We start from the raw sequence: 16,817 nt of genomic DNA, 5'->3' as shown, positions 1-16,817 counted from the left end.
TTATGTTTAATTTCCTTCTGGTTTTTTAATTTCGAATCGTGAGCTCATAGGCAAAGTCCAATTACTGAAACTATCAGGGCCTGCTGGATTGTAATTTGGAATATCGGGTTTTAAATATTGTATGATTTCTAAATTTAAATCTCTAATACCCTGCACAACACTTTTGGCTATTTCGTTAGCACCAAAGCTATTAAAATGGGTGTTGTCGTTTAAAGGTTTTGGCTGGTTTGGAAATGTATTAGCTGGATATTGTACAAAGGCCTTTCTTGAAGGTTCAACACCCCAACTTTCATACATTTGCGTTGTCATTTTTGTAACATCAATTAGTGGCACATTTAAATCGTTTGCCACTTTTCGCATAGCAGCTGGATAATCGCCATGGGTTGCTTTTAGAGTGCCATCTTTATTAAAGGCCCTTCTTTGTGTTGGTGTTACCAAAACGGGATTACCTCCTTTGCTTTTCACGGCATTAATGTATTCCTTTAAAAGCTGAGTATACGACTGCCAAGGTCCGATACCTTCTCCCCTACGCTTTTCATCATTATGAGCAAATTCAATAAATAGATAATCTCCTTTCTTAATCAAAGACAGTATTTTTTCCAAACGCTTTACACCTTTAAATGCCACCAAGGAAGAGCCAGACTCAGCATAGTTGGCCACGACCACATCATCATTCAAGTAATTGGTAAAAAACTGTCCCCAAGACGCCCAAGGTTCAACATCCTGGTCGGTAACTGTAGAATCACCAGCTAGAAAAAATGTTTTTACATTATTAGCAGGTGTTATTATAATTCTTTGTACCGAAGGGTTTCCCAAAAACTCTAAGGTAAGTTTATCATCCCAATTTAATTGATTTTTATCTCTATCCTTTAATTTTATTGAAGACGATTCGCTGATTTTTGGAGACCTTACGTTTACAACAAAGGAATAGACTGCTTCTTCATTCCTTCCAAGTTTCTTTTCTTTCAACATTAACCGCCTAGACTCTGCTTTAACGGTCGTATTTGAACACTTGTTTCCTCCTAAAACCAATTCCACCCTGTAATTGCCTTCAGGTACTTTTACCGAAAAGTAAATCGACGAATTATTACTCGTAAAAAAATTCTTTTTAAATGTTAAGTTCTTTTCAGACCCAAAATCGAAACCGTATTCGGCTTCCTCAGTATAGGATTTGGCACTGTCAATAACTATCTCAGAGAGGTCTTTTACCTTTTTTCCGAAATAAAAGATTTTGTTAACCCCTTCATTTTGGGCAGGTGCAGTATAAAATACCCCAGCAATAAAAAGAAATAAAACACCTCTGAAAATTGGTTTCATGGATTAATTTTTGACCAAAATATTTCCAAAATGAAAAAGATCCATCCTGTACTATGATGAACCTTGCTTTTTGTTTGTTAAAAAAAGGCTATTAAACTGAATTTCGTTCAATATACTCGAAAACATTTTTAACCCTTTCTCTCTTGTTGTTCAACACTAAATAAGCTGCAGTTTCACCCATGGCTCTGAAATGAGTGCTTACTACGTTAATACCTAATAAATCCTTCAACGGCGTATCATTATATGAAATAATGCCTATATCCTTGCCCATAATTAAGTTCTTTTTGCGGACTTGCCTTACCAGATTAACCAAGTCATTTTCTTCAATCACAACATAAGCATCCTTACTGTCCAATTCCATGTCATCATAAATTTCATCCAATATTTCAAAATCAAAATTATTTTTTGAGCAAAATTTCATAAATCCGTTTACAATTCTTTTTGGGTAAGGATAAACAGTTTTTGATGGGTAAACCAAAACCAACTTATCATAATTTTTAAGATTATTAAGGCCTTCCTCCAAAGCCTCATAAATATCCTCTTTAAAATCCTGATACACGGCACCATAATCTCCTTCAATTTCAGTCTTTCTATTATCTAAAATTATTAGTTTGTCTTTAGGTATCTTTTCAATTATTTCTATTACCTTCTTAGTTGTACTGACATGATTGGAATCTTCACTCTTAAAATGTGGCATAATTACATAATAATCAAAGGCTCCAAGATTCCGTTCTAAAGTTTTAACAAAAATAGATTCTTCACAGTGATAAACCGACAATGTTACATGAGCATTAATACCAAGTTCTTTTACAAAAGAATTAAAAATCATCATTTTATATGAACTAAGTTTATTTACCATAAAAAAGACATTAATTCTCGATATAAGATCCGTCTTTGTTATGTAATAACCTTTTCCCTTAACCGAGACGATGGCTTTTTGTTCTTTAAGTAATTTATAAGCTTTCTCAACCGTATCTCTAGACAAGTAACAAGATTCGCTTAACTCGTTTATGGAAGGTATTTTTTCGCCAACTTTTAATTTTCCTTTTGATATATCATGTATTATAGAATCTACAATTTGCTTATATTTTGGGACACGTGATGACTCATTGATTTTTATTTCAATTGATTGAGACATATAATTGAATAAAATAAATTAGTTTTAGTTAAGTGAATATAGCAAAAAAACAACAATAACACGAGACAACAAGCATGAAACTAAGGTTTTTTATTTTTTTGTCGACATGATTGTACAGGACACTAATAGTTTATTAAAATAATATTTTTACTTCTTATCAAAAATCAATTATGAAAAAATTAAAACCTCTTTTGTTCTGCTTCGTTTGCCTTAACCTTATAGCATGCAAACAAAAACCAGATCCAAATAAAAATATCAACCAACTTAAACCCGATTGGGTAGAAAAAGTGGGCTCCAAAAACTTTGAAATTTCAGATAAAACTTATTACGTAAACGATTATGGAGCCATTAATGACGGAACCACCTTAAACACTACCGCCATCCAGAAAACTATTGATGCTTGCGCTGAAAATGGCGGTGGAACGGTAACATTCAAACCAGGTGAATATTTAATGGGTTCTATTTTCATAAAAAGTAGCATAAAATTTGAAGTTCCCAAGGGCGTAAAAATTTTAGGTAGTGAAAATATTAAAGACTATAAAGAAATAAATACCCGGATTGCAGGTATTGAATTAAAATGGCCGGCCGCATTAATTAATGTTAGAAATGAAAAAAATGTAATACTTGATGGTGAAGGTATTGTTGACGGGCAAGGTAAAGTTTTTTGGGACTATTATTGGGATTTACGAAAAAACGATTATGAACCACGAGGATTACGCTGGATTGTTGATTATGACGCGAAACGGCCAAGAACCTTTTTGATTTCAAATTCGAAAGATGTGGTTTTTAAAAATTTGAATATTCAGCGTGCGGGTTTTTGGACCGTTCAGGTGCTTTATTCTGAATACATCACCATTGATGGCTTAACAATTAAAAATAACATTGGAGGACATGGCCCGAGTACTGATGGTATCGATATTGATTCTTCCAAATGGATTTTAGTTCAAAATTGCGATATAGACTGCAACGACGATAATTTCTGTTTAAAAGCTGGTCGAGATTGGGACGGACAGCGCGTTAACAGATCAACCGAATATGTGGTGATTAAAGATTGTATGGCTCGCCAAGGTGCCGGTTTATTTACCATAGGCAGCGAAACCGCAGGTAGTATTCGTCATGTTTATGTGTCAAACATTAAAGGATTGGGTACCAAAAATGGATTGAACATAAAATCGGCTACCAACCGAGGCGGAACGGTTGAAGACATTTACATGGAAAATATAAAAATGGATAGCGTGCGTACCTTTATGCAAGTAGGAATGAACTGGAATCCGGCGTATAGTTATTCCAAATTACCAGAGGAATTTAATGAAAATGACATTCCTGAACATTGGAAAAAAATGTTGATGAAGGTAGAACCCGAAAAAGGCATTCCAACATTTAAAAACATTACCATCAACAATATCGATGTGAAAGGCGCTACCACAGCCATTAATGTTAGTGGTATTGAACAATCTATTGTTGAGAATATAACGTTGAACAATGTAAATATTAAAGCCAAAAAAGCTGGACAAGTAAAATACAGTGCCAACTGGAAACTTAATAATGTAAAGATAATTGCCGAAGACGGTTCTAAAGTCACTTTGGAAAACACTTATGAAATTGAATTTCCAGAATCGGTTTATTCTAAAAATAACAACTAATAGAGATTTAATGCTGAATTCAAAATATTTGAAACAACTTCCATTTTTGTTTTTAATGGTCATACTTAACATTGAAGCACAAGAAAACCGCAGTTTTAAAGTATTTCAATTTCCCGCTAATCAAATTCCAACTGTTAATGGAAATACCGATGATTGGGATATGGTTCCTGAAAGCTATGTGGTTGGTATGGACGAACTGTGGGACGACAGTAAAAAACAACCTAAAGCCAACCCAAACAATTTGGATGTTAAAGTGAAAGTAGGCTGGGTAAAGGGCCTTAACCGACTCTATTTTTTATATGAAGCTTACGATGATTACTGGGATTTTTCGGATTCAGGATTACACAACGACACCTTTGAAGTTGTTGTTGATGCCGACCAATCCGGAGGACCGTTTATAGACCGTTTTCACCCCAATAAAACTTTGGATATTATGGATGCCTATTATTCTTATCATGGCGTTCATGCGCAAAACTATCATATTTTCACACCTGCAAAAAATAAAGATTGGACCATGGTTTGGGGCAGCCAACCATGGATTAAAGATTTGCCTTACGCCAACGCCGCTTATAACTACAATTTTAAACACGGCGAAAGTGGAAAGCTTATTTTAGAGTTTTGGATAACACCTTTTGATTATGCAGGAAATAATCCAGAACGAGCTGTAAAATCGGTTTTAGAAGAAAATAAAAACATTAGTCTTTGCTGGGCTATTATCGATTACGATGATGTAAACAAAGAAGAAAACAATGGGTTTTGGAACCTTTCAAAAGAACACACCATGTACGGCAATGCGTCATATTTATTACCTTTTAAACTAATGCCCTTGGAAAAGGAATTTACCAAAGCTATTGATGCCAAATGGTCTTTTAAAATTATTAATATGGATAAAAGAACAGTCGCCTTTAATGACGAATCCATAGGTGAGATTAATTCATGGCATTGGGATTTTGGTGATGGTAACACTTCAACCGAACAACATCCGGTTCACCATTACAAAGAAGCAGGAAAATATGTTGTAAGTTTAGAGCTTAAAGGGCTAAAGGGCACTTCAAAACTGTCTAAAGTTTGGGATGTGGCCCTAAAATAGAAATCAAAAAAAATCGTTTCAATGACATCCAAAATGTCTGTTTTTACAAATATAGGTTTAGTTTTCAGTGTATTTCTATTGACTTTTAGCTTTACTCAACATGGTTTTGCTCAAGAAAAAGCTTCATTAGATTCCTCTAGAAAAATTCATTACATACCAAAAGGACAAAGTTTTGCACTTAAAAATGGTACACGAAAATTTAACCGAGCCCTTTATGGAACCAATACAGGATTTCGGGTAGAAACGGGCGATTTACCAGAATTTGCATTGTATTTAAAAGGCATGGGCGGTAATTTAAAACTCGGTATTTCAAATGGTGTAGAAAGTAAATGGTTGTCTGTTTGCGATTCTGTATCCACGAGATATGACCCTGGCACCATGATTTACAAAATCAGGGATGCCATACTTAAAAACGGGATTATAAATATTCAAGTGGTGGCTCATGCTGAAAAGGAAGCCATGATTTTAAAAGTTGAAACTAAAAGCATTCCTAAAAACATCGACCTAGTTTGGCTCTACGGAGGTGCTAATGCCAAAAAATTCCATCGTGAAGGCGATATTGGTGCCGACCCCGAATCAGTATTTTATCTACAACCCGAATATTGCATTAACAATCAATATAAAATCAATCATACTAATTTTCTCTTAAAATTCGGTTCAGAAACCAACAAGCAAAAAACGGGCAACAATAGACAGATTGTTGGGTATTTTCCAAAATCTGAGACACAACTTGTTGAAGCAATGGTTGAAGGAGCACCAATATCCATTTATAATAGGAATGCTGACAAATTTCCAGCTATAATAGGTAAAATTAAACTAAAGAAAGAAAATGAATTTTTCTGGAAAATTGAAAATGAAGGACAACTTTTAAAAACATCGCAAAGGGAGATTAAAACCGAATTTAATCAAGCCTTGGAAAAAACCGAGCGCTTAAAAAACAGAGTGAAACTAAAAACTCCCGATGAATATCTAAACACATTAGGAGGTGCGCTAGCTATTGCAGGTGATGCCATTTGGGAAAGCCCTGCTTATCTCCATGGTGCCGTGGCTTGGCGCATGCACCTAAACGCTTGGCGTGGTGCATATGTAGCAAATCCGCTGGGGTGGCATGACAGGGCGCACACCCACTTTGAAAGCTACGGTAATTCTCAGGTTTTAGAACCAGAAACTGGGCCTGTGGTTTTAGATAGCTCCAGAAATTTTGCAAGACAAAAGGAAGTTCTGGGTACAGCCATGTTCAGTCGCGGTTATATCAGTCGCAATCCAAACAACAACACAAAAGCCCATCATTATGATATGAATTCGGTGTTTATAAACCAATTACTTCGTGGGTTTCAATGGACAGGCGATTTAGAATTCATGAAAAAAATGTGGCCAGTTGTAAAACGTCATATTACTTGGGAAAAACGAAATTTTGATGCTGATGGCGACGGACTCTACGATGCCTACGCTACCATTTGGGCCAGTGATGCCTTGCAATATTCGGGTGGGGGCGTTACTTATTCGTCGGCTTATAATTACTCTGCAAATCTTTTGGCTGCCAGTATTGCCAAACTTTTGGGTGAAAACCCACAACCTTATATTGAGGAAGCTAATCACATAAAATCTGCTATTGAAAATAATTTGTGGATTGAGAAAAAAGGTGTTTTTGCAGAATACAAAGATTTATTGGGAAATCAGTTGTTGCATGACAACCCGGGACTTTGGACTATTTATCATAGTTTGGATGAAGGCATCGCCGATAGCTTTCAATCGTACCAAGCCTTACGTTATGTAGATACCGAAATCCCACATATCCCTGTGAAAGCTGAAGGCCTACCTTTTGATGATTTAGAATTAGTTTCAACCAGTAACTGGCAACCTTATACGTGGTCGGTTAATAATGTGGCTCTTGCCGAAAATTTGCATGCTGCCCTAGCCTACTGGCAAGGCAACCGAAAAGAAAAGGCCTATAAACTTTGGCAAAGCGCACTAGTCGAAAGTATGTATTTAGGTGCTTCACCAGGGGGTTTTCAGCAATTATCTTATTACGACGCCATTCGTGGTGAACTGTACCGTGATTTTGCAGACCCTATTGGAATGGCTGCCCGGTCTTTGGTTGAAGGATTATTTGGTATTCAGCCAAATACGATTGAAAACACACTATCCATAAAACCTGGTTTTCCAGCGGATTGGAATATGGCTTCATTGGTAATCCCTGATATTTCAATAGATTTTAGTCAAAATGAAAAAGTTTCAACCTATATTATTGATTCAAAATTTAAACAAGAATTAAAACTTCATCTAGCGGTTGACGCCCGACTTGAAGGTATTGAGCAAATAACTGTTAACGGGAAAGACGCAAAATGGGAACTCGATAATAGTGCTATCGAAAATCCTAAAATCATTATTAAAAATTCTTCCAAAGAGCGTTACAAGATTGTTATCAAATGGAAAGGTTATGCCATAGAGAAGCCGCAATTCCAATTTGAAGGAGCATTAGGTGATAGATTTCAGTTTAAAACATCTAAAGCCGAAATCATAAAGGTTTATAATCCACAAGATGCTATTTCACTAATTGACTTAGCTTCAAAACAGTTGGATTTTCAGATAGATTCTGAAAAAGGAAACAAAACTTTTTTTATTCAATTGAAACAAAACGATATGCTTTGGTGGCAACCTATTCATTTGTATATCCTTGAAGAAGAAAAAAGTGCAAAATTCCATAATTGGGATATAAAGTTTCTAGAAAACACCAACTTTGAAACCATTGATTTACAAACAGTCTTCAATAGCAAAGTAACCAACATTTTTGAAGAAGAATACTTGAGTCCACGACCAACTTCCCCAACACTTCAACTTCCCACCCAAGGGATTGGCAATTGGTGCTATCCGTATGTAAAACCCGCAATCGACGATACGGGATTGCGCCAAAAATCTGGACAAAACAATAATACTATTTTAAGTGCACAAAACATTCCGTTTAAAACACCATCAGAAGCAGATAAAAACAATATTGCATTCGTTTCCCAATGGGATAATTTCTCAAAGGATATTGAAATCCCACTTTCGGGGAAGGCATCGCATGCCTTTTTTATTATGGCAGGAACCACCAACCCCATGCAAAGTAGGTTTGTAAATGGTGAAATTATTATTCATTATACTGATAATACTTCGGAAACTCTTCAGTTAAAAAACCCAGAGAATTGGTGGCCTATAGAGCAAGATTATTTTGTTGACGGTTTGGCATTTACAACCGATGCCCCAAAACTACCACGGATATATTTTAAAACTGGTGAAATTACTAGAAATTTTAATGATTTTACCAAAATAAAAGGTTACAGTGATTTTGGTGTTGATGGTGGTGCCGGAACTATTTTAGATTTACCTTTAAACCCCAACAAAACATTAAAAGCACTCAAATTAAAAGCCGTTGCAAACGATGTGGTTATTGGCCTAATGAGTTTAACTTTAGTAAGGTAAAAATGAACAGAAAAGAGTTTTTAGCATCAAGTGCATTGACCTCATTAGGCACATTACTCCCTTTAAATGCTTTTAATTTTTTAATTCAAAATCAACAGCCAAAAATTTCTGATTTTGAAAAAAAATTATCACCAGTCGGAAGAGCTTTAGAGTTTAAAGGTTATTATGTTTGGTGCAACAGCCCCATTGAAGGTCCCAATGGTAAAATACATGTGTTTTTTTCGAGATGGCCAAAAGCAAAAAGCATGAGTGGCTGGACGCACGCATCTGAAATTGCCCATGCCGTGGCCGATAGACCTGAAGGTCCTTATGAGTATGTCGACACAGTTTTAGCTCCTCGTGGCGAAGGCTATTGGGATGCCACCACGTGCCACAACCCCAGCATCCATTTTGTAGATGGAAAATATGCGTTGTTTTTTATGGGGAATTCCAACGGAAAATTGAATACACAACGTATTGGCTTAGCTACGGCCGATTCACTTTATGGCCCCTGGACACGACCCGATGAACCGTTATTACTACCTGGAAAAGCTGGCGAATGGGACGACCATTGTACAACAAATCCATCGTTTTTTAAACATCCAAATGGTGAGTATTGGTTATATTACAAATCATTTGATACTGAAGGCTATATTCATCCTAAATTTAAAATCAGGGGAAACCGTAAGTACGGATTAGCAACTTCAAAATCACTTTTTGGACCATATAAAAAATATGAAGGCAATCCCGTCATAGATTATCATCACATGGGAAATAACGAACAATGCGAAGATGCCTTTGTATGGTGTGAAGACGGAAAATTTAAAATGCTCACTAGAGATTTGGGCGTTTATGGTATTGATATGGGTCTATACATGGAATCCGATGACGGTAAACTTTGGTCAGAACCTCAAATAGGCTATCAGCAACTCCATGAATACGTTAATCAGCCACCAGCCCCCAAACATTTAAATCGCTATGGCAGAGCCGAAAGACCACAGATTCTATTTCAAAAAGGAAAACCTACATATCTTTTTACTGCCTCGCAGGGCGGAAAATACGAAACAGCATCAAGTTTTATTTTTAAAATCAATTCTTAAAACACACTCTAAATAATGAAAAAAACTAACCTTTATTTACTTTTACTCCTTACGTTTTCTACGATTTTTTCGTGCAATGAAAAAGAAAAAAAACCAGAAAAAGCAGAAAAAATTGATAGACATGCCGTGGTTACTAGGCATAACGTAAACATCACAGAAATAGACACCTTAGGCTCCTTAAACGTAGGTAACGGTAAATTTTCATTTACGGTTGACGCTACCGGACTTCAATCGTTCCCTGAGTTTTACGGAAACGGTGTGCCTTTGGGAACACAATCAGAATGGGGTTGGCATACCTCACCAAATACCGAAAATTTCAAACATTCCGAAACTCTAAAAAGTTATAATTTCAACGGAAACCCAAACAGTTTATATGCCATTCAGAACCGAGCAGATGAACGCGCAATGGCAGCAGCCGATTACTTCAGAGCCAATCCGCACCGACTTCAGTTAGGCAATTTTGGTTTACAAATTTTAAAGGAAGATGGTAGTTTAGCGACTACACACGATATTAAAAATATCAATCAGCAGCTTAATTTATGGACAGGTAACATAGAAAGTAATTTTACAGTTGAAGGTGATCCTATAAAAGTCACCACTTACTGTAATTCTAAAACTGATGCCGTTTCAGCCAAAATTGAATCCCCTTTGTTGGAGCAAAAACGCATCAAGTTGAAATTTAGATTTCCGTACCCTACTAACCAATTTTCAGATAGAGGCATAAATTATAACGACAGCGAAAAGCATCAAACCACAGTTGATAATGAAACAGGGAACCATTTCGTTTTCAGTAGAACGTTAGATAACGACCAGTATTTTGTATCAGCAAACCTGTCTTCGGACGGCGAAATTTCAAAAATCGAAGACCATTTTTACACGATTTCCCCTAATACTAAAGATAACTTTCAAGCTACCGTTCAGTTTTCAGAAACAAAACCTGAAATTACCTTGGAAAGCTTTGCCGCCGTTGAACAAAACAGCCAATTGATGTGGGAAACATTTTGGCAAACTGGTGCTGCTGTGGATTTTTCAGAATGTACTGATTCGAGAGCTTTCGAATTGGAAAGACGAGTAGTATTATCACAATATTTAACGCGCTCTCAATGCGCTGGAAACTATCCCGTTCAAGAAACTGGGTTGACTTATAATAGTTGGTATGGTAAGCCACACATGGAAATGTACTGGTGGCACGGGGCTCACTATCCGCTTTGGGGGCGAACCGACTTATTAGAAAACAGTATGCATTGGTATTTTGATGCTTTTGATGGCGCTAAAGAAATTGCCGAACGACAAGGCTACAAAGGCGTACGTTGGCAAAAAATGACCGACCACAAAGGCGGTGAGGCACCATCAAACGTTGGGTCATTTTTAATTTGGCAACAACCTCATGTTATTTATTTAGCAGAGTTAATATACAGAAACAACCCAACTCAAGAAAATCTGGAAAAATACCAAAAACTTATTTTTGAAACGGCGGAATTCATGGCATCCTTCCCAACTTACGATGAAGAAAATGATAGATATAACCTAGGTAAAGGTGTTATTCCCGCTCAGGAATGTTTTGATAAAACAGAAACTTTTAATCCACCCATGGAACTATCTTATTGGAAGTGGGCTTTGGAAAAGGCTCTAGAATGGCGAAAAAGATTGAATTTAGAACCTAAGGAAGATTGGCAAAAAATAATAAATAAACTATCGCCCATGGCACAAAAAGACGGCGTGTATTTGGTTGCTGAAAGTGTTCCTAATTCGTATTCTGAAACCGGCGAACATAAAATAGATCACCCAGCGGTTTTAGGAGCTATCAGCTATTTGCCACATAATAATTACATCGATATTCCAACCATGAACAGAACCTTTGATGTAGTTGATGAAGTTTGGACATGGAACCATACTTGGGGTTGGGATTTTCCTTTGGAAGCCATGGCGGCTACCCGTTTAAACCGACCTGAAGATGCCATTAAGGCATTGTTCCGTGACGAAACGACAAACACCTATTTACCTGGAGGGCACAATTACCAAACACCAAGGTTAACGTTATATCTTCCGGGAAATGGAGGCTACTTATCGGCCGTTGCGTTAATGTGTGCTGGTTATGATGGCAACACCATCGAAAATCCAGGTTTTCCAAAAGATGGTACATGGAACGTAAAATGGGAAGGATTAAACCCCATGCCCTAATCGATAATACTATTTTTGCTACGATACTGTTTTAATGTTATCTTTGGGCTAATAAAAAAGAATAGTGTTTTGACATATGAAACTCCATTTTTTAGATCGAAGCAATCTAAGTAATAGCTCATTTGCTACAAAAGTTAATGAGTACCCTTATTTTTTAAAAATATGGCACTACCACCCAGAATTGGAACTAGTCGTGGTTTTAAAAAGTGAGGGTACTTGTTTTATTGGCGATAGCGTTGAAAAATTTGGTATTGGGGATGTGGTTTTAATTGGAAAAAACTTGCCGCACATGTGGCAAAATGATGAAGGCTATTTTAAGCAAACTTCAAAACAAACCGCCAAAGCCATTGCCATTCATTTTAAACAAGATTATCTCGGGCCCAAATTTTTTGAAACACCCGAAATGATTCATATTTTAGAATTATTTGAGCGTGCTCGTTTCGGACTTAAGTTTCAAAATATTGAAAGAAAGCTCATTTCCGATATTCAAAACATGCTGGAACTAGAGGGCTTTGAAAAAACCATGGCTTTTTTGAATATTCTTAACGCATTGGCCAAACACAAAGAGACCAAACGACTTTCCAGTCAAGGGTTTGTAAATTCCTTTCAAGCTTCAAAAAGTGATACCCAAGATAATGTTCAGGCCTATATTTTTAAAAATTTCAATCAAGACATCACACTCGATAAAGCTGCCGAAATAGCCAATATGAATCCTTCAGCTTTCAGTAGATATTTTAAACGAGTCAACAAAAAAACATTTTCAAAATACGTTACCGAAATCCGTATTGGTTATGCGTGCAAACTATTGTTAGAAAACAAATTCAACATTTCAAATATTTGTTTCGAATCTGGATTCAATAACATTTCAAACTTCAATAGGCAGTTTAAATTGGTTATGAATTGTACACCGTCAGAATATCTCGAAAATCGAAGTAAAACCAGCGCTTAGATATGATTGAATTTGCTTAATTTTAAGCATAATTTCTATTAGAGCAAAAATAGTATCATATTCCATCAAATTTTAGGAAGTCTGGTGTTCTAATTACATGTAATTTTGTGATAGTCCTAAAACTGGACGGATTCTAAACTAAACATCAATGACAAAATTCAGTTTAAAAAATAAAGTCGCTGTTGTTACTGGCGGTGGCAGCGGTATTGGCGAGTCCATTTCTTTAACCTTTGCCGAACAAGATGCTAAAGTTCATATCCTCGATTTTAATTTAGAGGCAGCGCAACTAGTAGTTTCCAAAATAAAAAAACAAGGTGGGCATGCAGAAGCGCATAAATGTGATGTTGCCGACCAACAAAATGTTTTCGAGATTATCAATAAAATTTCTGAGAACGAGAATATCAGTATCCTAATAAATAACGCGGGTATTGCCCATGTTGGTAATGTGGAAAACGTTGAAGAAGCCGAATTAGACCGACTTTATAACGTAAACATAAAAGGTGTTTACAACTGTGTAAAAGCGGTTATACCTGGCATGAAAAGCCAAAAAAACGGGGTTATCCTCAATTTAGCTTCTATTGCTTCAACCGTTGGAATCAATGACCGGTTTGCATATTCCATGACCAAAGGAGCAGTTCTTACCATGACCTACTCCATCGCCAAAGATTACATAAAAGATGGCATTCGTTGCAATTGTATTGCACCAGGCCGTGTACATACGCCATTTGTTGACGGTTTTATAAAGAAAAATTATCCAGGAAAAGAGGAGGAAATGTTTGAAAAACTTTCAAAAACACAACCCATTGGCCGAATGGGAAGCACACAGGAAATAGCTGATTTGGTACTCTTTTTATGTTCTGATGAAGCGGCTTTTATCACGGGTTCAAACTATGCCATTGATGGTGGATTTGTAACCCTTAACGGAAATTAATAAACTAAAAAAATAACAATATTCAATATGAAATTAATACGATTTGGTGCTGTAGGTGAAGAAAAACCAGGAGTACAATTGGCAAACGGAACTAAAATAGATGTATCTGCTTTTGGCTCAGATTATAACGAAGCATTCTTTGGAAACAACGGCATTGAAAAACTTAAATCTTGGTTAGAAAACAATCATGATAGCTGCCCGGAAATAGACGATAATATACGTTTGGGTGCGCCTTTAACCCGTCCGTCAAAAATTGTTTGTATCGGACTCAACTATGCGCAACATGCCGCCGAAGCCGGCATGGAAGTACCTAAAGAACCCGTATTGTTCTTTAAGTCAACCACGGCTATGGTTGGCCCAAACGATGACATTATGCTGCCAAAAAACAGCACAAAAACAGATTGGGAAGTAGAACTTTCAATCGTTATTGGAAAAAAGACATCTTACATTGAAGAAGATGAAGTTTTCGATCACATAGCCGGTTATGTTTTACACAATGATGTGAGTGAACGTGCTTTTCAAATTGAACGCTCAGGACAATGGTGTAAAGGTAAAGGGTGCGACACCTTCGCTCCTGTCGGGCCGTTTATTGCCACAACCGATGAAATCCCCGATCCCAACAATCTTAATTTATGGCTGAAATTGAATGGTGAAATTATGCAGAACAGCTCTACTTCCGATTTCATTTTTAACGTACAACAATCCGTAAGTCACATTAGTCAATTTATGACTTTACTTCCGGGTGATATCATTTCAACAGGCACACCATTTGGTGTTGGTTTAGGTTTAAATCCGCCTGTTTATTTAAAAGCCGGTGATGTTGTAGAATTGGGTATAGAAGGTTTGGGAACTTCAAAACAAAAGGTAGTGCCTTTTAAAAAATAAAATATTTATATGAAAGTAGGCTTATTTATTCCGTGTTATATCAATCAACTGTATCCACAAGTAGGGAAAGCCACGCTTGAACTTTTGGAAAAGCTGAATATTGAAGTGGTTTATCCATCTGGGCAAACCTGCTGTGGGCAACCTATGGCCAATTCAGGATACGAATCTGAATCCATTGGAGCTTGCAACCATTTTGTAAACAACTTTAAAGACTTCGATTACATTGTAACACCTTCAGGAAGTTGCGCCTACCATGTTAAAAAACACTATGACATTATTCCGCAAACGGATGATGTTACCAAAGTTAGAAACAATGTTTACGAACTTTGTGACTTCATTTTAAACGTTTTAAAGATTAAAGATTTAGGCGCTTCATTTCCGCATAAAGTTGGGGTGCACAAAAGTTGTCACGGTTTACGAGGACTACGCCTAGGCTCTTGTTCAGAACGCGTTACACCTGAGTATTCATACATTGAAGAACTGCTGAAAGAAGTAAATGGTGTTGAGCTTATGCCCCTAAAACGAGGTGATGAGTGTTGTGGTTTTGGCGGAACCTTTGCGGTTACCGAAGAAGCTGTTTCGGTAAAAATGGGCAAGGACAAAATAAATGACCATTTAGAAAGCGGTGTTGAAGTGATAACAGCCACAGATACGTCATGCTTGATGCATTTAGAAGGCTTGGTAACCCGAAACAAACAGCCTTTAAAAATTCTGCATATTGCTGAAATTTTAAATAGTAATCTCTAAACCAAAGACCGAAAACTATGAGCCATCCGGAATTAGCAAGCATATTTAACAAGGACGAAAAGAAAGTCGATTGGCACGACAAAGCCTTATGGTTTGTACGCCATAAACGCGATAAGTCGGTGCATCATGTTCAGGGTTGGGAAGACCTCAGAAATCTAGGGCACGGCATCAAAGCACACATGCTTTCCAATTTGGATACGTATTTAGAAGAATTTGAAACTAACGCCAATAAAAATGGTGTTGAAGTGCATTGGGCTGCTGATGCGGAAGAGCACAATCAAATTGTTCATAAAATTCTAAAGGAAAACAATGCCAAAAAAGTGGTAAAAAGTAAGTCGATGTTGACTGAAGAATGCCACTTAAACCCCTATTTAGAAGCAGATGGCATTGAAGTCATCGACACCGATTTGGGTGAACGCATTGTGCAATTGGCAAAAGAACCACCCAGCCATATCGTACTGCCTGCCATACATAAAAACAAACATGAGGTAGATGAGTTGTTCCAAGAGCACTTAGGTACCAAACCATGTGACGGCGACCCGCAATATTTAACCGGTGAAGCCAGAAAGCACCTTAGGCAAAAATTTATTGAAGCCGATGCCGCTATTACGGGCGTTAATTTTGCCATTGCTGAAACTGGTGGTTTTGTGGTTTGTACCAATGAAGGAAACGCCGATATGGGTGCGCATTTAGCGCCCGTTCATATTGCCTGCATGGGGGTTGAAAAAATTATTCCTAAACAGGAGCATTTAGGAGTCTTTTTAAGGTTGTTGGCGCGATCAGCTACTGGGCAACCCGTTACGACGTATTCATCGCATTTTAAAAAGCCGAGTAAAGGCAAAAAAATGCATATCGTTATTGTGGATAACGGGCGTTCGGAACAATTAAGCCGACCCGATTTTAGAGCCTCATTGCACTGTATTCGTTGTGGTGCTTGCATGAATACCTGTCCTATTTACAGACGAAGTGGCGGCCATAGTTACGATGCTACCATTCCAGGGCCTATAGGTTCTATTCTTTCACCAGGTAAAGATTTAACAAAACATAGTTCCTTACCCTTCGCTTCTACTCTATGTGGCTCATGTAGCGATGTGTGTCCTGTTAAAATTGATATTCATGCGCAATTGTATAAATGGCGACAAATCATCACCCAAAACACACCGCAGCCTTTTATTAAAAAGAAATCGATGCAAATAATGGGTAGCATATTTGCCAAACCCAAACAATTTGAAAAAGTGGGCAAAATAGCGCGTTGGTCACTTCGAAATTTACCAAAATCGGTAATTAACTCGAAACCCAATGCATGGGGTAAAGCACGGGATTTACCTGAAGGGCAGAAACAGAGTTTTGATGATTGGTACAACGAAAGACAACAGAGTAAAAAAGACAATTAAG

Annotated in this window: 12 protein-coding genes; 10 read left to right on the top strand and 2 right to left on the bottom strand. The window is 37.1% G+C overall.

The features are described from left to right. Positions 1-6 precede the first annotated feature (6 nt). Positions 7-1,317, bottom strand: a complete 1,311-nt coding sequence (locus tag ACIEHO_RS06160; RefSeq protein WP_406969727.1) for a rhamnogalacturonan acetylesterase — start codon at positions 1,315-1,317, stop codon at positions 7-9. 91 nt (positions 1,318-1,408) lie between these two features. After that, complete coding sequence (locus ACIEHO_RS06155) at positions 1,409-2,455, bottom strand: GntR family transcriptional regulator (RefSeq protein WP_406969725.1); 1,047 nt, start codon at positions 2,453-2,455, stop codon at positions 1,409-1,411. Between the two features lie 170 nt (positions 2,456-2,625). Between ACIEHO_RS06155 and ACIEHO_RS06150 the strand changes: the two genes are divergently transcribed. From ACIEHO_RS06150 to ACIEHO_RS06105, 10 genes are all read left to right on the top strand, one after another. After that, a complete protein-coding gene (locus ACIEHO_RS06150) occupies positions 2,626-4,098 on the top strand; it encodes a glycoside hydrolase family 28 protein (RefSeq protein WP_406969723.1) in 1,473 nt (490 codons plus the stop codon). 10 nt (positions 4,099-4,108) lie between these two features. After that, complete coding sequence (locus tag ACIEHO_RS06145; RefSeq protein WP_406969721.1) at positions 4,109-5,188, top strand: PKD domain-containing protein; 1,080 nt, start codon at positions 4,109-4,111, stop codon at positions 5,186-5,188. Positions 5,189-5,209: 21 nt separating this feature from the next. Further along, a complete protein-coding gene (locus ACIEHO_RS06140) occupies positions 5,210-8,650 on the top strand; it encodes a DUF4450 domain-containing protein (protein WP_406969719.1) in 3,441 nt (1,146 codons plus the stop codon). 2 nt (positions 8,651-8,652) lie between these two features. Next, a complete protein-coding gene (locus ACIEHO_RS06135; protein WP_406969717.1) occupies positions 8,653-9,729 on the top strand; it encodes a glycoside hydrolase family protein in 1,077 nt (358 codons plus the stop codon). Between the two features lie 15 nt (positions 9,730-9,744). Further along, positions 9,745-11,910, top strand: coding sequence for a hypothetical protein (locus ACIEHO_RS06130; RefSeq protein ID WP_406969715.1), 2,166 nt, complete (start codon positions 9,745-9,747; stop codon positions 11,908-11,910). Positions 11,911-11,986: 76 nt separating this feature from the next. Then, the gene (locus tag ACIEHO_RS06125) at positions 11,987-12,859 is read left to right on the top strand and encodes an AraC family transcriptional regulator (RefSeq protein ID WP_406969713.1); all 873 of its coding nucleotides are present in this window, start codon (positions 11,987-11,989) and stop codon (positions 12,857-12,859) included. A 148-nt stretch (positions 12,860-13,007) separates the two neighbouring features. Continuing rightward, positions 13,008-13,790 carry an SDR family NAD(P)-dependent oxidoreductase gene (locus ACIEHO_RS06120; RefSeq protein ID WP_406969711.1) on the top strand — a complete coding sequence of 261 codons (783 nt, stop codon included), beginning with the start codon at positions 13,008-13,010 and terminating at the stop codon, positions 13,788-13,790. Between the two features lie 27 nt (positions 13,791-13,817). Further along, entirely contained in the window at positions 13,818-14,675 is an 858-nt protein-coding gene (locus ACIEHO_RS06115) for a fumarylacetoacetate hydrolase family protein (protein WP_406969709.1), read from the top strand. 9 nt (positions 14,676-14,684) lie between these two features. Next, positions 14,685-15,422 carry a (Fe-S)-binding protein gene (locus ACIEHO_RS06110; RefSeq protein ID WP_406969707.1) on the top strand — a complete coding sequence of 246 codons (738 nt, stop codon included), beginning with the start codon at positions 14,685-14,687 and terminating at the stop codon, positions 15,420-15,422. 17 nt (positions 15,423-15,439) lie between these two features. Then, positions 15,440-16,816: a lactate utilization protein B gene (locus tag ACIEHO_RS06105; RefSeq protein WP_406969705.1), complete on the top strand. Its 1,377-nt coding sequence runs from the start codon at positions 15,440-15,442 to the stop codon at positions 16,814-16,816. Position 16,817 lies beyond the last annotated feature (1 nt).

Origin of the sequence: Flavisericum labens, from assembly GCF_045446075.1 — a bacterium.
Lineage (GTDB): Bacteria > Bacteroidota > Bacteroidia > Flavobacteriales > Flavobacteriaceae > Flavisericum > Flavisericum labens.
The sequence above is the reverse complement of the archived record's forward strand: the minus strand, read 5'-3'. Positions and strand labels throughout refer to the sequence as shown.